Source organism: Rhodococcus sp. WWJCD1 (assembly GCF_002258735.1).
GTDB lineage: Bacteria > Actinomycetota > Actinomycetes > Mycobacteriales > Mycobacteriaceae > Rhodococcoides.
In genome coordinates this window covers 151,620-172,276 of the sequence record NZ_NOXY01000020.1, presented here as the reverse complement: position 1 = coordinate 172,276, position 20,657 = coordinate 151,620, and the positions used below count along the sequence as shown (strand labels likewise).

20 protein-coding genes and 2 riboswitches are annotated in these 20,657 nt (G+C 63.5%); of the genes, 8 read left to right on the top strand and 12 right to left on the bottom strand.

Translation table 11 applies throughout. The features are described from left to right. Positions 1 to 4 precede the first annotated feature (4 nt). Positions 5 to 1,597 carry an ABC transporter substrate-binding protein gene (locus CH286_RS13065; RefSeq protein WP_441347122.1) on the bottom strand — a complete coding sequence of 531 codons (1,593 nt, stop codon included), beginning with the start codon at positions 1,595 to 1,597 and terminating at the stop codon, positions 5 to 7. Between the two features lie 243 nt (positions 1,598 to 1,840). After that, a riboswitch (SAM riboswitch) is annotated at positions 1,841 to 1,934 on the bottom strand. A 78-nt stretch (positions 1,935 to 2,012) separates the two neighbouring features. Between CH286_RS13065 and CH286_RS13060 the strand changes: the two genes are divergently transcribed. Next, positions 2,013 to 2,813 (top strand): phosphotransferase, encoded by an 801-nt coding sequence (locus CH286_RS13060; protein WP_094609415.1) that lies wholly within the window; start codon positions 2,013 to 2,015, stop codon positions 2,811 to 2,813. 90 nt (positions 2,814 to 2,903) lie between these two features. On the opposite strand, the gene CH286_RS13055 is transcribed toward CH286_RS13060, so the two are convergent. Next, positions 2,904 to 3,458 carry a hypothetical protein gene (locus tag CH286_RS13055; protein ID WP_094609414.1) on the bottom strand — a complete coding sequence of 185 codons (555 nt, stop codon included), beginning with the start codon at positions 3,456 to 3,458 and terminating at the stop codon, positions 2,904 to 2,906. Between the two features lie 311 nt (positions 3,459 to 3,769). Here CH286_RS13055 and CH286_RS13050 point away from each other — a divergent pair, with 311 nt between their 5' ends. Continuing rightward, the gene (locus CH286_RS13050; protein ID WP_094609413.1) at positions 3,770 to 5,602 is read left to right on the top strand and encodes an HNH endonuclease signature motif containing protein; all 1,833 of its coding nucleotides are present in this window, start codon (positions 3,770 to 3,772) and stop codon (positions 5,600 to 5,602) included. Positions 5,603 to 5,752: 150 nt separating this feature from the next. After that, the gene (locus CH286_RS13045; RefSeq protein ID WP_094609412.1) at positions 5,753 to 6,091 is read left to right on the top strand and encodes a TfoX/Sxy family protein; all 339 of its coding nucleotides are present in this window, start codon (positions 5,753 to 5,755) and stop codon (positions 6,089 to 6,091) included. 71 nt (positions 6,092 to 6,162) lie between these two features. On the opposite strand, the gene CH286_RS13040 is transcribed toward CH286_RS13045, so the two are convergent. The 6 genes from CH286_RS13040 to CH286_RS13015 all read right to left on the bottom strand — a co-directional run bounded on the left by CH286_RS13040 (position 6,163) and on the right by CH286_RS13015 (position 12,167). Further along, a complete protein-coding gene (locus CH286_RS13040; RefSeq protein WP_094609411.1) occupies positions 6,163 to 6,687 on the bottom strand; it encodes a GNAT family N-acetyltransferase in 525 nt (174 codons plus the stop codon). 16 nt (positions 6,688 to 6,703) lie between these two features. Further along, entirely contained in the window at positions 6,704 to 7,732 is a 1,029-nt protein-coding gene (locus tag CH286_RS13035) for an FAD-dependent oxidoreductase (RefSeq protein WP_094609410.1), read from the bottom strand. Positions 7,733 to 7,739: 7 nt separating this feature from the next. Then, positions 7,740 to 8,717: an ABC transporter substrate-binding protein gene (locus CH286_RS13030; RefSeq protein WP_037148887.1), complete on the bottom strand. Its 978-nt coding sequence runs from the start codon at positions 8,715 to 8,717 to the stop codon at positions 7,740 to 7,742. A 34-nt stretch (positions 8,718 to 8,751) separates the two neighbouring features. Further along, complete coding sequence (locus CH286_RS13025; RefSeq protein WP_037148888.1) at positions 8,752 to 9,543, bottom strand: amino acid ABC transporter ATP-binding protein; 792 nt, start codon at positions 9,541 to 9,543, stop codon at positions 8,752 to 8,754. Then, on the bottom strand, positions 9,540 to 10,433 hold the full coding sequence (locus tag CH286_RS13020) for an amino acid ABC transporter permease (protein WP_242640385.1): 894 nt from the start codon (positions 10,431 to 10,433) through the stop codon (positions 9,540 to 9,542). Before CH286_RS13020 ends, CH286_RS13025 begins: the two co-directional genes overlap by 4 nt. A gap of 188 nt (positions 10,434 to 10,621) precedes the next feature. After that, positions 10,622 to 10,719: riboswitch (SAM riboswitch) on the bottom strand. A gap of 83 nt (positions 10,720 to 10,802) precedes the next feature. After that, positions 10,803 to 12,167, bottom strand: coding sequence for an LLM class flavin-dependent oxidoreductase (locus CH286_RS13015; protein WP_094609408.1), 1,365 nt, complete (start codon positions 12,165 to 12,167; stop codon positions 10,803 to 10,805). Between the two features lie 192 nt (positions 12,168 to 12,359). Here CH286_RS13015 and CH286_RS13010 point away from each other — a divergent pair, with 192 nt between their 5' ends. From CH286_RS13010 to CH286_RS12995, 4 genes are all read left to right on the top strand, one after another. Next, a complete protein-coding gene (locus CH286_RS13010) occupies positions 12,360 to 12,698 on the top strand; it encodes a WhiB family transcriptional regulator (RefSeq protein ID WP_369597539.1) in 339 nt (112 codons plus the stop codon). Between the two features lie 120 nt (positions 12,699 to 12,818). After that, positions 12,819 to 13,577 carry an HAD-IIA family hydrolase gene (locus CH286_RS13005; protein WP_068053998.1) on the top strand — a complete coding sequence of 253 codons (759 nt, stop codon included), beginning with the start codon at positions 12,819 to 12,821 and terminating at the stop codon, positions 13,575 to 13,577. Further along, on the top strand, positions 13,577 to 14,650 hold the full coding sequence (locus CH286_RS13000; RefSeq protein WP_094609407.1) for an isochorismate synthase: 1,074 nt from the start codon (positions 13,577 to 13,579) through the stop codon (positions 14,648 to 14,650). The genes CH286_RS13005 and CH286_RS13000 overlap by 1 nt, the downstream gene beginning before the upstream one ends. 152 nt (positions 14,651 to 14,802) lie before the next feature. Continuing rightward, a complete protein-coding gene (locus CH286_RS12995; protein WP_176458227.1) occupies positions 14,803 to 15,744 on the top strand; it encodes a TauD/TfdA dioxygenase family protein in 942 nt (313 codons plus the stop codon). Positions 15,745 to 15,749: 5 nt separating this feature from the next. On the opposite strand, the gene CH286_RS12990 is transcribed toward CH286_RS12995, so the two are convergent. The 4 genes from CH286_RS12990 to CH286_RS12975 are packed head-to-tail and all read right to left on the bottom strand — an operon-like array spanning position 15,750 to position 18,887. After that, positions 15,750 to 16,964 (bottom strand): O-succinylhomoserine sulfhydrylase, encoded by a 1,215-nt coding sequence (locus CH286_RS12990; RefSeq protein ID WP_032402008.1) that lies wholly within the window; start codon positions 16,962 to 16,964, stop codon positions 15,750 to 15,752. A gap of 41 nt (positions 16,965 to 17,005) precedes the next feature. After that, complete coding sequence (locus tag CH286_RS12985) at positions 17,006 to 17,419, bottom strand: rhodanese-like domain-containing protein (RefSeq protein ID WP_037148903.1); 414 nt, start codon at positions 17,417 to 17,419, stop codon at positions 17,006 to 17,008. A 45-nt stretch (positions 17,420 to 17,464) separates the two neighbouring features. Continuing rightward, a complete protein-coding gene (locus tag CH286_RS12980) occupies positions 17,465 to 17,992 on the bottom strand; it encodes an Rv0361 family membrane protein (protein WP_094609406.1) in 528 nt (175 codons plus the stop codon). Between the two features lie 34 nt (positions 17,993 to 18,026). Further along, positions 18,027 to 18,887 carry a TauD/TfdA dioxygenase family protein gene (locus CH286_RS12975; RefSeq protein WP_037148919.1) on the bottom strand — a complete coding sequence of 287 codons (861 nt, stop codon included), beginning with the start codon at positions 18,885 to 18,887 and terminating at the stop codon, positions 18,027 to 18,029. Positions 18,888 to 19,194: 307 nt separating this feature from the next. Between CH286_RS12975 and CH286_RS12970 the strand changes: the two genes are divergently transcribed. Further along, complete coding sequence (locus CH286_RS12970) at positions 19,195 to 20,580, top strand: FAD-dependent oxidoreductase (RefSeq protein ID WP_094609405.1); 1,386 nt, start codon at positions 19,195 to 19,197, stop codon at positions 20,578 to 20,580. The last annotated feature ends 77 nt before the right edge of the window (positions 20,581 to 20,657 follow it).

Here is a 20,657-nt window from a genome sequence, read left to right as displayed (position 1 = left end):
CGCTCTACTGCCCGCTCAGCCAGGTGTCGAAGAACTGCAGGCGAGCGGAGGCCTCGAACTTCAGATCCTGCACTGTCGACGCCGCGCCGACTGCCTGCGACAGCTCGATCGTGGGAATCCACAATCCGTTGTCGAGCACCTGCTGCTGTGCGGTTGCGAGGATCTCGTTGCGCGCCGCCACATCGGTGGTCGAGAGCTGCTCGGACAACGATGCATCCAGATCCGGAATCGGGCCGCGCGCGTTCAAGTTCCGACCGTCCACGGCAAACGAGGTGCGCAGAATGTCCCCGTCGGCGCGTGTGCTGTTGTAGTACGTCGCGTCGTAGTCCTTTGTGCCTTGCCGTGCCGTCGCCTCCGAATTGGAGACCAGCTCGAGCTGTAGGTCGACACCCACCGCGCGCAATTGTTGCTGGGTCAGCTCCAGAATCGCCTGGTTGCCGGCGAACACCGCTGAATACATGACCTTGAAACTCAGCCTCTGCCCGTCCTTTTCACGGATGCCGTCTCCACCGGGAACCCAGCCTGCGGCGTCGAGCAGCGACTTCGACTTCTCGGGATCGTAGGTGACGTCGGCGAGCTCGACGTACCCCGGCGTGGCGCTGGCCAACGTGCTTGTCGCCGTCCGGAAGTCCGGTCCCAGGACCGTGTCGACCAGTTCCTGACGGTTGATCGCCGGTACAAGGGCCGTCCGGACGGCGGGGTTCTGTAGCGCACCGCGAGTGACGTTGGGCTGAATGCCGAACGGAACGCCCGGGTTGGATGCCGTCAGGATCCGGCCACCGGTCGCCTCGATCTGCGGAGCGTCCTGCGGTAGCGCGTCGCTGACGGCGTCGAGCTGGTCAGAGGAAAGACTGCCGGTACGTACACCCGATTCGGGCACGATGGTGAACTCGATGCGGTCCAGGTATGCCTCGCCCTCGTGACCGAATACCGCAGAGCCCCAGTCGTATCCGCTTCGCTTCGCCAAAGTGACGGAACGGTCCTGCTGGTAGTCCGCGTAGGTGAACGGTCCCGATCCGATGTTGGTGCCCAAGCACCGCGACTCTGCCGACTGCGCCGATGTCGCGGTGGACTGAATTCCGAGCTGAGGCGTCGAACTCGCTTGCAGGAACTGCGCATTGGGTGCCGAGAAGTCGATGCGGATGGTGAGCGGGTCGACGACCGTGGCACCTTGATATCCGGTCAGGTAACTCGCAGCCAGCGGTGCCTTGGCGGCACCGAGGGTGCCGGTGATGGCGTCGAAATTGTCCTTGACGGCGGTGGCGTCGAGCGGGGTGCCGTCACTGAACGTCACACCGTCTTTCAGCTGGAAGGTGAAGGACTTCGCGTCGGCACCGACCTCCCAACTCTCGGCCAACCATGGCTCGACTTCTCCGGTTTCAGGGTTCTGGTCGGTGAGCGAATCGACCACCTGCCGGGTGACGTAGATGGTTTGATTTGTACCCGCCTGAGCCGGGTCGGAGCAGGTAGGAGCCCCGGACAGGCCGTAACGCAGCGTCCCTCCGGACTGCGGTGGGCCCGCGTCGGCGGCCGAGGTGTTGCCGCTACCTGCGCACCCGGCGAGCAGTGTGGCGGTGGCGGCGATTACTCCGGCCACCAGAAGAACAGGGCGAGTGGACACGTGGGTGTCTCCGGTATCTGGTCGATCGCACGAGAGCTCCCGCGTCCGAGCCAGGTGCGCCCAGGAAGGAGTTCGTGCAGATGATGAGGTGTGGTGTCGAAAAGTGCGGTGCCGAAATGTCAGCTAAGACAGGTCGAACCGTTCAGACGGCACAGATCGACATGAATCCGACGGCATCCGTCGACGAAACCTGAGGCGACTCGAGTGTTCACGTGTATTCCTCCATCGGTCCCGGCGGTAGCACCCTCACCCGACGAGCGGGGGGTTGCTGCGACGTCAACGAGCCAGGTCTCTCGGTCGCTCTGGATGGTCCTACGTGTCCGATACTACGAGAGGGTCGGCGCACTTGCCAACCGGGGTAGGAATTCGCACGACGTGAGACCGTAGAAGCATGAACGACGAGACGGAGATCCCGTTGCCCGGAGGGAACAGGACCGTCGTGCATCGGGTAGGCGAGACGGTACGTCGAGCAACGGGAGACCACTCGGCTGCCGTACACGATCTCCTGAAGGTGCTGGAGCACAAGGGTTATCCCTACGCTCCGCGCTTTCTGGGAGTGGATGTTCAGGGCCGAGAAATACTCACGTATCGGCATGGGACCGCCGGCAACTACCCGATGTCGGCCGCCATTCGCAGCGTCGAAGCTCTCGAGAGCGCTGCACGGATCTTACGGCGATTACACGACCTCACCATCGGTCTGCAGTTGTCGGACGGCCATGCCCTACACCTACCCGACGGCGTCGACCCCGAGGTGATCTGCCACTGGGATGCAGCTCCATACAACTTCGTCTTCGAGGGTTCCGCAGCCGTCGGCTTGATCGATTTCGACGAAGCTGGACCGGGGCGACGCATCGACGACCTGGCCTATTTCGCCTATCGATTCGCGCCCCTCTGCAGTGCCGACAACTTCTCCGACGGAGGATGGTCCGCGGACACCGATCGATGGGACAGGCTGCGCCGAATCTTCACGATCTATCCCGACCCTCGGGCTGCCGAACTCCCAGACATCGTCATTGGCAGACTCGCGGCAATGAAGAACGCAATCGACGGAGGGCTCACGCACGAGCATGGTGCCCTCTACACGCGAGATCAACTGTTCATCGATCAGAACCGAAACAACATTGTCGAAGCCGTCTGCTCCGCGAACAAAGCTGTCGCAGGTTACGACAGCACAGCATCACTCTCGGACTGACCGAATCGATCTCCTGCAGAGGGCTTTTCGCCCCTATCGCAGTCGTCGTTCCCGCGAGAAATCAAGCAGCCACGGGGCCACTCCTACCAATCAGACGGCCACTGTCAGCTCAGCGTTCTCGCTTTCGATTGGGACCGAATCAAGCTGCTGCTCAGCCAAATTCGATACCCGAGCGTTCACACGATGCACCCAATACCCGACCGTTTCGTCGGCCGAGGCAAACCGATCCAGCACGTCCATGCACAGCCAGGTCGCAACCGAGAAATCCTGTTCCGCCCCGTCGAGGCCCATGAGTGCCAACTCGTCGCCCACGGCGATGAGAGCGCGATCGACACCGGAACTACCGCGCTCGAGCCATCCCAACGCCCGCCGGAGATACTCCCAGTCGGCCGCGGGCACAGACTCGGTGGCCGATTGCCTGCACAATTCCGCCGTCGCAACGAGCGCGTCCACAACCGGTGTCGACAGTGCACCGTCGAGTTCGACGAGCATGCCTCGATCGGAATCGATCAGATCGGCCATGTAGCGCCAACGGGTCGGAAGGGCGACGTCCTCTGGCCACAGGTCCGTCGTACCGAACTGAAGTCGAGTGATCAGTTCCTTCGGTGAACTGCACGAAGCGGCGAAACGAAATGCGTCGTTCATGTCGATCGTCCCCACTGGGTCAACACACAACATTGGACACCGACCCGACAGTCGAGTTCGGAGGTACTGACAAGCAGCGGCTTTCGTCACCGAAACAAGCAACGCTGCTGAGGTCGTTACGTCCGCCTTGGGGGATATTGAACCCCGCCACCAGCATCTACGCGACCCCTCGTTACGCGAGATCGACAACGTCACACTTTCGATCGATGTGCAATCCCCCACATAGTGCGATGCTCCGCCGCTTCGACAGACAAATACGACTGGGAACGTGTGTTCGAATACTTGTCGGTGGGTCGCGATAGATTCTGTTCATGCTTTCGGGGGACGGCGGATCAGGGGTGGACGGCATCGAGACGGTGCCGCCTGCCCCTGTCGTGTCCGATCCCGAGTTGTCGGTGTTGGTGGACCGCGTCGAGTCCGCGGTCGCCGAACTGGCCGGGCAGGGGTCGGTGTCGTGGACGAATGCCGACCGGCGTGCGGTGATCCAACGCATGGAAACTCTCACCAGGTCTGTCACCGCGTACTCGTACACCTGGCTCAACGAGTTGATCGCTCAGCACGGCCTCGATGTGTATCCGGGGTCGGTGCCGTGTTCGGTGGCGTGGATGCTGCGGATCACCCCACGAGCAGCCGGTGCACGGGTGCGTCTGGCTGCGGAGTTGGGTGATCGCATCGCACTGTCCGGTGAAGTCCTGCCTCCGTTGTTGCCGCATACCGCGGCAGCACTACGGGCGGGGTTGCTCGATGCCAAGCATGTGCAGATGATCCGCGAGTTCTTCAAGCACTTGCCGCCCAGTGTGGACCCGCAGACCCGTGATCTCGCAGAACAGCAGTTGGTGGGCTACGCCTCGACCAGACTCCCCGACGACTTCGCACCATTGGTGGCGCACTTGGACTCGATCCTCGACCCCGACGGCGACTACGACGAGGACGAGGACGGTAAGCCCAAGCCGCGCAAACGACGCGATGCGTTCTTCTATCTCGGTGAGCAGGGTGCCGACGGGATGTCGGAAGGAAGCTTCTGCGTCGATTCCGAACTACGGGCCTATCTCGAGGCTTTGTTCTCCAAAGCCGCGAAGCCGGGAGTGAACAATCCGGCAGACCCGACGTCGGTCGTCCACGGGGGCGAAGGCGACAGCAAGTCCACTGCATCACGGCCCGAGCCGACGTCCGGTGATGCAGGGTCGAGCGATGCGGGTCTGTGGGATGGAACGGACTGCAACGAGGCCAGCGACTGCAGTGACGACAACTGCGGTGATTGCGACTGCGGTGACGACGAATGCTGCGACGGCGACTGCGGAGTCGGTGCCGACTGTGGTTGCGGCACAGAGCCCGAAGACATGCTCGACTCCGACGAGTACGACGGCTCCGACGACACTGCAGGCGCTGCCGACCCCGGCGGTCACTCCGAGTCCGACGCCGGCGGTGACGATGACCTTGACGATGACGCACCGGACACCGCATTGCGGGACGCTGCCGCCGCGCGGGATACGCGCACCCAGAACGAACGTCGTCACGACGCGCTGAAGATGGCACTGCGGCACACACTCGCCTCCGGGACCCTCGGCACCCACCGCGGCCTGCCCGTCACCGCCATCGTCACCATGACCCTCAAAGACCTCAACGCCGGTTGTGGTTACGCGATGACCGGCACCGGATCCCGAGTGTCGATCCGCGATGCGATCCGTATGGCGTCCCACGCCCACCACTACCTGACCATCTTCGACGACAACGGACGCGCGCTGTACCTCGGCCGATCCAAGCGGATCGCTTCCGCAGACCAGCGCATCGTGCTCATCGCCCGAGACCGGGGTTGCAGCTTCCCCTCCTGCACCCGGCCGGCTACCTGGTGCCAAGCCCACCACGTCGACGACTGGGTCGACGGCGGCTACACCGACATCGACTCCCTCACCTTCGGTTGCGACATGCACCACGCCCTCGTCGGCACCGGCCCCGGCAAGTGGGCAACCACCAAAACCGGAGCAGGACATCGCTACCCAGGCCGCACCCTGTGGCATCCACCAACAGGGATGGACCCCAAGCGCCGTGGGCTGATCAATCACGCACACCACCCAGAGGAAGTCCTGTATCCACCCGAACACCACGACGACACTGGCGACGAGGAACCACGACAACCCGCGTGACGACCCACACCAGCCTCAGGGCACAGCTCTGCTTGCTGCACAGACATGCGCTGAAGCCAAGGGCATGCCACACGGCGAGTGATCTACTCTTGCGCCCACTACCGATCAGGTCTTCGATAAGGGCAACGACCATCGAAGGGGCGCAAGCACATGGCGTACGACGAGCTACTTGCAGACCGCGTTCGCGACATCCTCTCCGATCAGGAAAGTCTGCGCGAGCAGAAGATGTTCGGCGGTCTGGCCTTCATGGTGCGAGACAAGATGGTGGTGTGTGTCGGCACCGGGAATCGTGCGCTGCTGGTTCGTGTGGATGGGGTCCGTGAACCCGAATACCTCCAGCGCGACGGAGCCCACCACGCTGTGATGGGTCGCGACCGGTCGATGGGCCAGGGGTGGATCACCGTCGATGCGAACGCACTGACGGGCGAAACAGCGCTGGAATTCTGGATCGCCGCGGCGCTCGAACACAACACCACCGCGGCCGGCTGACCGGCACCGAAACGCTCCTCGGCTGTGCCGCACCCACCTACGGAGTAAGCCGGGAACTCACTGCCGCGGATTCATTCGAGACTCTTCTCGAAGGGATGTGATCCGACAGTCTTGGACGGCAAGCTCCGGTCGAACAATGGGGTGTATCCGGCTGACAGGTACAGGGCCACGGCCTCGGGCTGATTCCAGCCGGTTGTCAGGTACACCCGGCGATATCCGCGATCGCGTGCGCTGCGTTCCAGCTCGGCCACAACGAGTTTGCCGAACCCCCTGCCTCGGTGCGCTTTCGAGGTCCAGATTCGCTTGAGCTCGGCGGTAGTCGAGTCGTACTGCCGGTACGCGCCGCCGGCAACCGGAACGCCGTCGGTCAACGCCATCACCAGCACACCGCCCGGAGGGGCGAATTCCCGAGCGGGATAGGACTTCAGTTCTTGATATTGAACGCCGGGACTGCGGCCGTACCTGGACGCATACTCGGCCGCCAGCTCTTGCAGCAGAGGCGTCGCAAGTGGATCGTTCTGATCGACTTCGACGAAGTTCAGCCGAACTGGACCGGTGTCGCCAGTGCGAGTGTTCAGATCGAACGTTGCGCTCATGAGCTTCCTGTCTCGACTATCCGTCGACCAGATCTGCGACCAATTCCCCGACCGCAGGGGCGAACTTGAATCCGTGGCCCGAGAATCCCGCAGCGACAACGGTGTTGCCACTGCGCCCGATAGCGAAGTTGGAATCGGGAGTACTGGTGTACAGACACGTCAGCGGGTCGGCCGTATCGGCGTTAACTCCCGGGAGCCACGTGCGTGCGTATTCGATCAGGCGATCGACTCCCGCGGGATCGGCCACGAAGTCGCGGGTGTGCGGATCGACGACCGGTCCGGTGGCATGCTCGCCGATCTTGACGCCGTCGGGCGACGACAACCCGTAGATGCCGGCAGTACCGAGAAGCGCACCGGGATGGTGGATGAAGCTCGGCCACAGGTCATCGACAAGCAATGGCGCGAAATGCGCCGGTTGTTCCTGGGTGGTGACCAGCGGCGGAGTTGCACCTCGCGGCGCGAACTCGGCCGTCCATGCTCCCGCCGCGAGAACGACCACATCGGCCACGTAGGTGCGGGTGTCCGTCACCACGTCGGAGCCGAAGATCTCACGCACGGGCGTCTCGTATTCGATCGTCGCACCGCGTGAGCGAGCTGCCGCTACAGCTGCGGCGACGCTGTGATCGGCGTGAAGTCGCCCGGCCGCAGCATGGAACAGCACTGTGGTGTCGAATCGTAGACCGGGCCACCGCCGCTGCGCAGCAATGGGTTCCAACACTTCGAACTCCAGACCCGCCCGCTCAAGTGCGCCGATCCTCGGATTCACCGTGTTCGGATCTCCATGATCGACGGCTCCCGTGATATCCAACAACCCTGTGTCGGTATCGGTTTCGAGCTCACGCCAAAGTGTGTGCGCCCTGGCGGCCAGTGCCACGTAGTAGTCGTCGGCGTACGCGTGTCGATATATCCGAGAACTTCCATGTGAGGCACCGTTCTTGTGCCCCGGCTCGAATTGCTCGAGCAGAGTGACATCGTGCCCACGTTCGGCGATCTGCCAGGCGGACGACGCTCCGATGATGCCGCCGCCGACGACTACTACTTTCACCGTCTGTCTACGCTGCGGGCTTGCGGGGCAGCCCGGGCGGGTTGATGACGGACTCGGACACAGCCTCGGACTGCAGACCCCAGCGATCGATCACCTTCTGGTAGCTGCCGTCGTCGATGGCATGTTGGAGCGCCTCACGGACGGCCTCGATGAGACCGTTGTCCTTCTTCGTCAGCACCGCGATCTCACCCTGCAGCGCGTCACCGGCCCCGGAGAAGGTGCCGACAACCTTCGATTCGCCACTGGTCGCGGCGTGGTAGACGGCAGAGGGGTTCGGCCCGAGATAACCGTCGATGCGCTTGGATCCCAATGCCAAGTAGTAGTCGGAGGTGTTCTGGTAGTAGGCCAGCTCAGCCGGCGCGAGACCCTCGGCCACGTTCGCCTCGTTCCAGTCCACCAACAGCTGTTCCTGGTTGGTGCCGGACCCGACGCCGATCTTCTTGCCGGCGATGTCCTGACGCTTCTCCACCTTCCAGTCGGTGTCTTTCTGGGTCTCGAATGCAAGATTGTCGAGCCGGTAGGTGGCGAAGTCGTACTTGTCTTTTCGCTCCTCGGTGACCGTGACGTTGGAGATGAACACGTCGTTCTCACCGGAGTCGATCTTGACGAAGTTCTGCGACCAGTCGGCAACTTGCAGATCGACGTCCAGCCCGAGAATATCTCCGACGAGGTAGGAGAAATCGACTTCGGATCCGACGATGGTGGTGTCGTCGGTGGCGTAGAACCGCAGCGGGGGCGCAGTTCCGCCCGAGCCGGTGACGATCAGCGTTCCTCGGTCTCGAATGGCCTGTGGCACTTTTGCGGCGATTTCGTCTACCTTGTCGACTCGGACTCTTTCGGTCTGCTCGGGCGTGAGGTCGAAGCTTTGCCCGCCCTCGGTCACGACCTGCGACTCGGCCTCGGGTTCGCTGCAGGCGGTCGCGGTGAGCGCCACGATGGCCATTGCTGCGGCTATGACCGTCAGCCTGCGTGATGGTTTCGACATGAGTGTTGTCCGTCTTTCGCTGAAGTGACGTGGTTTACAGAACGTGGGAGAGGAAAGCTTTGGTCCGCTCGTGCTGCGGGGAGTCGAGAAGCGCTGCAGGAGTTCCCTGTTCGACGATGACGCCGGCGTCCATGAATACAATGGTGTCGGCGATGTCGCGGGCGAAGGCGACTTCGTGGGTGACGATCACCAGCGTGGCTCCATCGCGGGCAAGTCCGCGGATGACTTCCAGTACCTCGCCGACGAGCTCCGGATCGAGCGCCGAGGTGGGCTCGTCGAACAGAATCACTTTGGGGCGCAGCGCCAGTGCCCTCGCGATGGCCACTCGCTGCTGCTGGCCCCCGGAAAGCCGACGCGGGTAGTCGTGCGCTTTCGCGCCGACACCCACCCGCTCGAGCAGCGCAAGCGCCTCGGGCTCGACGTCGACGCGCTTACGCTTCTGCGCCGAGATGGGAGCCTCGACGACGTTCTCGAGCACGGTCAGGTGCGGGAAGAGGTTGAAGTTCTGGAATACGAACCCGATCTGCGAACGCTGACGCAGAATCTCACGGTTGCTCAGCTCGTGCAGCTTGGCACCCTTGCGTTTATAGCCGACCAGATCGCCGTCGACCCGGACAGTCCCCTGGTCGACTTTCTCGAGGTGGTTGATGATGCGCAGCAGAGTCGATTTACCCGATCCGGACGGGCCGATGACGGCGGTGACCTCCCCGGGCCGGACGACGAGGTCGACGCCCTTGAGAACTTCGAGGGCACCGTAGGACTTGTGCACCCCGCGCACCTCGACGGCATAGGTCTTCGCGGACGTGGCGGCATCGAGTGTGGTCATCGTGTCGCTCCTCGCGGGGCGAGAGTGATCTCGGCCAACTTCTTTCGCAGCTTCTGGACGGGAGTGAGTTCGATAGTGCGCACCGCTCCCTTGGCGTAGTGCCGCTCCACGTAGTACTGCACCACCGACAGAATCGAGGTGAGAATGATGTACCAGACGGTGGCCACCATGAGCAGCGGTACCACTCGGCCGCTTCGGCCGTAGATGACCTGAACCTGGTAGAACAGCTCGGCGATGGCCATGACGGAGACGATCGAGGTGCCCTTGAACAGGCTGATCACCTCGTTGGCCGCGTTGGGGAGAATGCCTCGCATCGCCTGCGGAAGAATGATCTTGAAGAACTCTCGCCTTTTCGGAATACCCAGTGCTGCAGATGCTTCCAGCTGCCCCTGGTCCACGGAGATAATACCTGCGCGGACGATCTCGGCGGAGTATGCAGCCTGATGCAGAGCGAGTCCGACGATCGCAGCCGTCGACCCGCTGATGACGTTGTTGACGTCGAACTCGAAGAAGCTGGGTCCGAACGGAATTCCCACCGACAGGGTTTGGTAGAGATACGCGATGTTGAACCAGAACAGCAGCTGCACGATCAGAGGAATGGATCGGAACGCCCAGATGTAGAACCACGCAATCACCTGTAGGACAGGGTTGTTCGACAATCTCGCGACCGCCAAAGCGATACCGAGCGCGAAGCCGATCAGGGTGCCCCAGAACGTGAGCTGGATGGTGAGCCACAGGGCCGAGAGCACCGATTGCGCGGTGAAGTACTGGGCGAACGTGCCCCAGTCCCAACCCGGATTGGTAGCGAAGCCGTGCAGGAACTGGGCAACCACGACCAGGGTGGCGATGCTGATCACCCAACGCCACGGATGCCATTTTCTGGCCAGCACGAGTTGCTCGTCGGGGACCTGTGCGTCATCACCTGGGTTCGAGGCCGCCGGTCGAGCTTGTAGTTGAGTCACCGGAACCGCCGGGCCGGATGGGCAGCGATCATCGCTGTGTTGCCTTTCGAGGAATTCGAGCTGTGAGTACGCGAATCGTCAAACGTGCGTACAGGTACAGATGTTCATCAGCAGTGCCTCCATCGGTCCTGGCGGTAGCACCCACACCTTCGGCGAGGAAGGGGGTTGCTGCGACGTCATCGAGCCAAGGTCTCTCGGTCGCTCTGGATGGTGACAGGAATGTATAGAACTTCGGATTGAAAAGTCAAGTGCGAGTGTCACTTCGGGTTGAAATCACGCTGATTTCAACCCTTGCCGTCAGAGCGATCGGCCGAATGCTCCCCGAAAGCGGGCGGCGGGATGCGCGTCGGGCAAGCGATCGACACCGGTCAGCTTGCGCCTGACGGTGCCGGTCTCGTATTCACGCTTGGCCAACCCCCGCTGCCGCAGGACCGGCAGTACGTGGTCCACGAACTCGACGTAACTTCCGGGAAGGGTGGAGTTGATGACGTTGATGCCGTCGACACCGGCGTCTCGCCACTGTTCGAGACGCTCGGCGATGGACTCGGGCGTTCCCACCACACGGCCGCTCCGAGTCCGCATGTGCGCGAGATCGCGAACGGTGGGTTCTCTGTCGGTGATCGCTTCGCGAAGCCACGCCAACGTGCTCTGCGACCCCTCCCCCTGCACTTCGCCGATCGGGGTGTCCAGATCGTAGAAGCCGAGATCGATGCCGATTCCGCCGGCGGCATGCGCGATCATCGCCTCGTCGTCGACGAACTCGTCCAACTCTGCTTCCTTGCGTCGCGCTTCGTCATCGGTGCTCCCGATGACGAACGACAGCCCCTGATAGAACTCGAGATCGTGTGCTGCTCTGCCATTGTCGACCACCAGCCGTCGCGTGTCGGCAATCAGCGCCTGGGCGGCTTCGGGTGACGGGGACGCGATGAACTGCGCTTCGGCATTTCGGGCCGCGAAGCGTCGACCCGTCGGCGAGGAACCTGCCTGAAACAGCACCGGCGTGCGCTGCGGCGACGGCGCAGACAGATGCGGCCCTTCGACTCGGTAGCGCTTGCCCACGTGATCGATCGTGTGCACTTTGGAGAAGTCCGCGTGCACCCCGGTCTCTTTGTCCTGCACCAGAGCTCCGTCGTCCCAGGAACCTTCCCAGAGCTTGTAGACCACCTCGACGTACTCGTCCGCCCAGGCGTATCGGTCCTCGTGCAGGGCCAGATCACCGAAGCCGAAGTTGCGCCACGCGTTGGCCGACATACTCGTCACGATGTTCCAGGCAATCCGACCCTCCGACGCGTGATCGAGGGTGGACATCTTGCGAGCGAAGTTGAAGGGATGCTCCTGCAGGATCGACGACGTGATCGCAATGCCCAGATGTTCTGTCGCATAGGCGATCGCCGACGCAACTACGGATGGATCGTGGCTCGGGATCTGCAATCCGGACTCGACGAACTTGCGCGACGAGCCTCGGTGGTCGTTGTACAGGCCGACGACGTCCGCGAAGAAGATGAAGTCGAACTTCCCCTGCTCGAGCAGTCGGGCCAGCGAGACCCAGTGTTCGAGGGACGCGAAATTCGTCTGCTCTGCTTCCGGCCTGCGCCACGCACCGTGCACGATATGAGACGTGGTGTTCATGACGAATGCGGAAAACCTGAGCGGCCGAGTCATACCGCCACCATGCCACGAAGACACATGCCGGAACACCGCGCAGACGTCGGCAGCGCACCGAGCACAGCCCCTCGAATCAGCCTGATTTCAACCATTGCGTCGCGCCCCCGACGCGGCGAGCCTTGCCGGTAGCGAATCGTTCTGTGCGGGCTGGGTCTCGCGCAGCGTCGACGAAAGGAATGGGTCGCCACGATGCCGAACAGCTCTGCCACGTCGAAGAACACCGCAATCGCCATGATCGAACGCAGAATCTCCTCCACCACCGAATCCTGGGACTGGCAGGTCGACGCACTGTGCCGAGGTCAGGACTCGGAGATCTTCTTCTCCCCGTCGGGTGAGGGGCGAACGGCGCGTCGCCAACGCGAGGATCGCGCCAAGCAGGTGTGCGCCGGCTGTGGAGTGCTCGACGCATGCAAACGGTTCGCGCTGGCAGCCAACGAACCGTTCGGAGTGTGGGGCGGAACGACTGCCCGCGAGCGACAACAGCACCGAGCCAGCTCCCGACGTGCCGACGAACGGCAGGCAAGCTAGTAGCAGGAGTCAAGCCGGCGGAACGACCCGATAGTTCGGCAGTCGACCTTGCGGCTCGACCCGGTAGTTCACAATGGAGGGGTGAGCGAAACCGAGAAGCCCCAGCAGTGGACGTATCTGATGGACATGGACGGTGTTCTCGTGCACGAGGATCACCTGATTCCCGGTGCCGACACGTTCCTCGCCGAGCTGCAGGCCAACGAGATCCCGTTCATCGTGCTGACCAACAATTCGATTCGTACCCCCCGTGACCTGCGCGCACGTCTCGCATTCACCGGTCTGGACATTCCGGAGAAGTCGATCTGGACCTCCGCTCTGGCCACCGCGACGTTCCTCGGCAATCAGCGTCCCGGCGGCAGCGCGTACGTCGTCGGCGAGTCGGGCCTGACCACGGCCCTGCACGACATCGGCTACACCCTCACCGACTCGAGCCCGGATTACGTGGTACTCGGCGAGACCCGGACGTACTCGTTCGAGGCCATCACCACCGCCATTCGTCTCGTCGAGAAGGGTTCGCGCTTCATCGCCACCAACCCCGACGCCACCGGCCCGTCCCGTGAGGGCTCGCTGCCGGCGACCGGTTCGGTCGCCGCGCTCATCACCAAGGCCACCGGCAAAGAGCCCTACTACGTGGGCAAGCCCAACGCGTTGATGATGCGGTCGGCTCTGCGTGCGATCGGCGGCCATTCCGAGAACACACTGATGATCGGCGACCGGATGGACACCGACGTGCTCTCCGGTCTCGAAGCCGGACTGCAGACCATCCTGGTTCTCACCGGAATCTCGACGGTCCAGTCCGTCGAGCAGTATCCGTACCGACCGACCAAGGTCCTCGATTCCGTCGCAGACCTGGTGGGCCGCACTCAGAACCCGTTCTGATGACACTCGAATTCGTCCTGTCCCGGCAGGATCACCACGTCGTCGGACTTGGCGTCCGGCACGCTTTTCCCGATGTCGCCGACGCGGTGGCCGCGGTGCGGGAGGGCCGAAACGTCGTCGGCGCAATTCCTTTCGACATGTCCGACGCCACCGCCCTCATCGAGCCGGAGGAGTTCTACCGACTCGACGGGCCTTGGTCGACGGTCGATGCTCAACCGCCGTTACCGGCGATGACCGTCGCGCGCCAGATTCCCGATCCTGACGTCCATGTGCAGCGAGTGCGCGATGTCGTCGAGCAGCTGAAAGCCGGTGTGGCCGAGAAGATCGTGCTCGCTCGGGCCATCGAAGTGACCGCAGATGCACAGATCGATCCCGCCTCCGTGTTGAGCGCGCTGGTCACCCGAGATCCGATGGGCAACGGCTTTCTGGCGGATCTGTCGCCCGCAGGTAAGACCGGCAGGCACATCGTCGGCGCGAGCCCGGAACTGTTGGTTCGCAAGCGCGGCAACGTCGTCACCTGCCATCCGTTTGCCGGAACGGCTGCGCGTTCCACCGATCCAGACGAAGAAGCGCGCATCTCCGCAGCGTTGGCGGCCAGCGCCAAGGATCAGGCCGAGCACCGATTTGTCGTCGAAGAGATCCGTGCTGCGTTGGAGCCGTACTGCGAGACGCTCGATGTGCCCGAGTCACCTCAACTCAGCAGCACTCCGCAGCTGTGGCACCTGTCGACACCCATCGTCGGCACCTTGGCCGATCCCGCGACCTCGGCGCTCGACCTCGCGCTGGCGCTACATCCCACCGCTGCCGTCGCGGGCGTACCCCGAGCCGCGGCCATGGCTGCGATCGCAGACGTCGAGGGCTCCCGCGGCTTCTACGCCGGAGCCGTCGGGTGGACCGACGGCAGCGGCGACGGCGAGTGGATGGTCACGATCCGCTGCATCGAACTCGCTGCGGACGGACTTTCTGGAACGGCCACAGCGGGCGGCGGCATCGTCGCAGATTCCGACCCCGACGCCGAACTGAACGAAACCACGGCCAAGTTCCGCACGGTACTCAGCGTTTTCGAGCACTGACGTCGCTCCGGACACCGCTACCGATCGCCCGTCGCGTTGAGATCACGGTGAATCGAACTGTGTACATCGACGATCGACAATGGTCAGCTTGTTGAATTCCGCACTGCACCGGCGCAATTCGGGCAGTTCTTCAACCAGCGAAAGGTACCGACATGTCGGTGGACACTCTTGTCGAGAATGACACAGCTCTGCGTGCGATCAAGATCGGCGGCAATCTCGGTGCCCGCATCGAGGGAGTACGACTCGGTGGCCACCTGGATGCGAACACCGTCGAGTTCGTTCGGCGCGCTCTGCTCGAACACAAGGTGATCTTCTTCAGCGGCCAGCACCACCTCGACGACGAAAGCCAGTATGCGTTCGCGGAGTTACTCGGATCGCCGACCACTCCGCACCCCACGGTCACTTCTCGCGGCACCAGAACGCTGGCCATCGACTCCGATTACGGCAAGGCCAACAGCTGGCACTCGGATGTGACCTTCGTCGACCGCATCCCGAAGGCCTCGATCCTGCGTGCGGTCAGCCTCCCGGAATACGGCGGGAACACCACGTGGGCGTCACAGACTGCCGCCTACGCGCAGCTGCCGGATTCGTTGAAGGCGTTGGTCGACAACCTCTGGGCCACCCACTCGAACACCTACGACTATGCGGCGACAGCGGCAGAGAAAATTCAGAACTCGAAGACCGAGGAGTACCGGAAGGAATTCCAGTCCACCTACTTCGAGACCGAGCATCCAGTGGTGCGAGTACACCCCGAGACCGGTGAGAAGACTCTGGTTCTGGGCCACTTCGTGAAGAACTTCATCGGGTTGTCGACCAAAGAGTCGCAGACGCTGTTCGATCTCCTACAGAATCGAGTGACCAAGCTGGAGAACACTGTTCGCTGGACCTGGAGCCTCGGCGACGTCGCCATCTGGGACAACCGCGCCACCCAGCACTACGCCGTCGCAGACTGGGACGATCAGTACCGCCGCCTCGAACGCATCACCCTGGCGGGCGACGTGCCGGTACACCCCAACGGAGAGAAGAGCCGAGTGGTCGCCGGCGATGCCGCGCACTACTCCCTCATCGACAAGCCGGTACCGGTGACACTCTGACCCAGCTACTTCAGCGCCTGGTCCAGGTCTCCGATCAGGTCCTCGGTGTCTTCGAGGCCGATCGAGATGCGCACGACGCCGTCGGTGATGCCCACTGCCGCACGACCTTCCGGCCCCATCGCGCGGTGCGTGGTGGTGGCCGGATGGGTGATCAGTGTCTTCGAGTCGCCGAGATTGTTGGAGATGTCGACGATACGCAACGCGTCGAGCACCTCGAAGGCGCGCTTCTTGCCTTCACCCTCAGGTGCTTCGAGCTCGAAGGTCACGACGGTTCCGCCGCCCGACATCTGCGACTTCGCCAGCTCGTACTGCGGATGTGATTGCAGGAAAGGATATTTCACCCAGCGCACCGCAGGGTGAGCTTCGAGGAACTCGGCAATCTGCAGCGCGGAGTTCACCGAATGCCGCACCCGCACCGGCATCGTCTCGAGCCCCTTGAGCAGGGTCCAGGCGTTGAACGGGCTCAGTGCAGGGCCGGTGTGCCGCATCAGAGTCTGCACCGGGCCTTCGATGTATTCCTTCGAGCCCAGGATCGCCCCGCCGAGTACCCGGCCCTGGCCGTCGATGTGTTTGGTGCCCGAGTACACGACCACGTCGGCCCCGAGTTCGAGGCTGCGCTGCAGCAGTGGCGTCGCGAACACGTTGTCCAACACCACCGTTGCGCCGGCAGCATGCGCCAGCTTGGAGACGTGCCTGACATCGACCAACGACTGCATCGGGTTGGACGGGGTCTCGAAGAACACCGCCGTCGTCGGCACCGACAGCGCCTGCTCCCACTGCTCGAGGTCTTCGCCGTCGACGAAGACGGTCTCGACGCCCCAGCGCGGCAGAATCTCGTTGCACACCACGAAGCACGACCCGAAAAGGCTACGCGCAGCGACCAATCGGTCGCCGGCCTTCAGCAGCGCACCGAGCGCGGTGAACACCGCGGACATGCCGCTGGACGTCCCGAAGCATGCCTCGGCACCCTCGATCAACCGCAGTCGCTCCTCGAACATCTTCACTGTCGGGTTGCCGTACCGCGAGTACACGAAGTGATCGATGTCGCCGGTGAAGGCCTGCTCGGCCGCGCCGGCACTCTCGTACACGAAACCCGAAGAGAGATACAGCGCTTCGGCGTTCTCGTCGAACCCGGATCGCATCAGGCCGCCGCGAACTCCCAGCGTTCCCTGACCCACACCCTCGGGCAAGGGCTTGTCGAATCCGCCGCCTTTGGGAATCCCCTTGTCGCTGCGCTCCTGCCCGCCGCCTGGATTCCCGCTCACGACTGCCTCCAGGGCAACCCGACCGCACGCCAACCCGTGGCTCCGCGGTGGCCGTCGGCGTCGGTGGCACCCTCGAAACCGTCGAGCACGTTGTAGGACGGGCCGATGCCCGCTGCCGTCGCGGCTTCGGCGGCACCGATGGACCGCTGACCGGAGCGGCACAGGAAGACCACCGGCCGATCGCCGTCCACGCCTGCGGCTTTCAGGTCTTCGACAAAATCGGTGTTGCGCGCACCGTCGGGGTAGCTGACCCACTCGATCAGGTGCGTCGGACGGTCGATACCGGAGGTGTCCGGAACACCGACGTACTGCCACTCGGCGCGCGTCCGAACGTCCACGAGCACAGCCTCGGGGTTGCTCTGCAACAACTCCCACGCCGCTTCCGGGGTTATGTCACCTGCGTAGGTCACTGGATCAGCCTTCCGTCACTTGCCGTTACATCACACATACCGAGATCAGACATTGCAGACCAGCCACTTGTCGTCGACGCGGACGAACTTCCACTCGTCGTCGGTCTGCACTCCGGATTTCTCTTCCTTCAGCAGGACGGTCACCCTGCCGCGGTCGCCGTTGACCTCGTACTCCGACGGCACCCCGTCGATCGACGTCTCGCCGTTGCGCTCGACCTCGCCTGCTCGATCGGTTCGGTACTGCGCGTCGTCGCCGGGAACGAGGAGCGCAACCTGGTCGAAGCAGGTGTTCTCGCGCAACAGATCCGCGTCGCCGGTGTTCTGTGCTTCGAGGAATCCGTCGACGGCGTCGGTGAGCAGCTGCGCCTGCGTCACGTTGTTCTCGGCGGGAGCGAACTTCGACGCCGCGAAGATACCGACGAGCAGAACGACGACGATGCCCGCGGCGATGATGAACGGCCACGCGTTGGGCGGACGCTGCTCACCGGAGTCGGCGGCCGCTTCGGACGCGTTGTTACGCGCTTCCTCACGACTGTCGACCCACTGCTGCCTACGTTCACTCCACGACGCCATGTAGGCAATCTTCCTCGATCCAACGGGCCCGGAACTACCGGGGTCCGACGGGAATGTCTCCGCGCAACGTGATGCGGTGCATCTTGCGGTGCTCGGTGCCGTAGTCGCGGTTGGCGTAGTGCGAGGTGCTCCGGTTGTCCCACAGCACCAGATCACCGAGACGCCAGCGGTGTCGCACGATGTGCTCGGGCTTGGTGAGGTGCGCGTAGAGCAGGTCAAGAATTCCGCGGCTCTCCGCCTCCGACACGCCCACGATGTGGGAGGTGAAACCAGGATTGACGAACAGCCCCTTGCGGCCGGTTTCCGGATGCACCCGCACGACGGGATGTTCGACGGGGACCAGCGCGGTGACTTCCTTGCCGTCCCACACGTTGCCCTTACCGCCGCGCTTCTGCGCGAGGTAGTAGCCGAATTCGCGGTTGCCGTCGTGAATCGCGGTGAGCCCGTCGATCATTCGGCGTACCGGTGCCGAGAGGGACTCGTAGGCGAGCTGGCTGTCGGCCCAGTTGGTGTCGCCGCCGTGTGGGGGCAGGACGACGGGGCGCAGGATCGACCCCATCGGCGGACGTTCCATGAAGGTGACGTCGGTATGCCAGACGTCGGCGAACCCGTTGTCCTGACTGTCGAGCGCGTACACCTCGGGGGCGACGTGGCCACTGTCGTGTACCGGGTGACCGGCGGTGAGGTCACCGAGACGGCGGCCGAATTCGACGTGTGCCGCGTCGTCGAGCGTTTGCCCGCGCAGCACCAGAACCTTGTATTCGACGAGGGCTCGGCGCACGGCGTGGATCTGCGCATCGGACGCCGATGCGACGTCGAGGCCGATGACCTCGGCCCCGAACGACGGGCCGAGCTTGTCGAGCGTGAGGGTGGCGGTCTGTTCCAGAGTGGTCATGTGTCCTCGAATCTGTGCACGGCGAAAGGGCTGATTCAGGCAGCGCTGCCGTCGAAAGAGGGATCCCGTCCCAGCGGATCTCGTCCGGAAGGAGAGGAAGGGCGTCGGGTCAGGTCACCGACAACACATGTTGGTGCAGGTACGACAGAAGTCGACGGTGAACCGTCGGACCAGGTATGTCGTCTCCACGGGTCAATTCCTACCGGAAACCGGGAAATACGGCAAGTTGCCCACTGCCCCAGCTCAGGTGATGCTTAATTTATGCTGGGGTGTCCGCACTTCCCTCGAAGAAGGTAGCTCGCTGCACATGACTGATCAGACTCGTCCACTCCGCGTCGCCATCGTCGGTGCCGGACCGGCCGGCATCTATGCCGCCGACGCGCTCATGAAGTCCGACCACAATGTCAGCGGACCGGGCGTGAGCATCGATCTCTTCGAGCGGATGCCTGCACCGTTCGGGCTCATTCGCTACGGCGTGGCCCCCGACCACCCGCGCATCAAGGGCATCATCACCGCCCTGCACAAGGTGCTCGACAAGCCACAGGTCCGCCTGCTCGGCAACATCGACTACGGCACCGACATCAACCTCGACGACCTGCGTCGCTTCTACGACGCCGTCATCTTCTCCACCGGTGCCAACGCAGACCGCGCACTGGACATCCCCGGTATCGATCTCGAGGGCAGCTACGGCGCCGCCGACTTCGTCTCCTGGTACGACGGCCACCCGGACGTGCCGCGCACCTGGCCGCTCGAGGCCGAGAAGGTCGCCGTCCTCGGCGTCGGAAACGTCGCCCTCGACGTCGCACGCGTCCTCGCCAAGACCGGCGACGAACTGCTCCCCACCGAGATCCCAGCTAACGTCTACGAAGGTCTCAAGGCCAACAAAGCCATCGAGGTGCATGTCTTCGGACGTCGCGGACCGGCTCAGGCCAAGTTCACCCCGTTGGAGCTGCGCGAGCTCGACCACTCACCGAACATCGAGGTCATCGTCTCCCCCGAGGACATCGACTACGACGAGGGCTCCGAGCAGGCCCGGCGTAGCTCCAAGCAGATCGACATGGTCGCCAATACCCTGCAGGACTGGGCCATCCGCGACGTCGGCAACCGCCCGCACAAGCTGTTCCTGCACTTCTTCGAGTCGCCCAGCGAGGTACTCGGCGAGGACGGCAAGGTCGTCGGACTGCGTACCGAACGCACCGAGCTCGACGGCACCGGCAACGTCAAGGGCACCGGCAAGTACAACGACTGGGACGTCCAAGCCGTCTACCGCGCCGTCGGCTACCTCAGCCAGAACATCAGCCAGCTCCCGTTCGACGAGCAGGCAGGCACCATCCCCAACGAGGCCGGACGCGTCGTCGAGTCACCGCACTCCACCACGCCCGTCCCCGCCACGTACGTCACGGGCTGGATCAAGCGCGGACCTGTCGGCCTCATCGGTCACACCAAGGGCGACGCCAACGAAACCGTCGCGAACCTGCTCGAGGATGCGCCGAACTTCGCCGGTGCGGCCGAACCGGATCTCGATGCCGTCACGTCGTTCCTCGAAGGCAAGCAGGTTCCCTTCACCACCTGGGACGGCTGGTACCGCCTCGACGCCCACGAGCGTTCACTCGGTGAGCCCGAGGGCCGCGAGCGCGTGAAGGTCGTCGAGCGTGAGGACATGCTGAAGGCCTCCGAGCCCGACAAGGCCTGAGTGCCTGCGGCAGTGGTGTGGTTGCGCCTGCGGGTCGTTCCGCAGGCTCCACTCCCGTGTGCCCTCTGCGGCACATG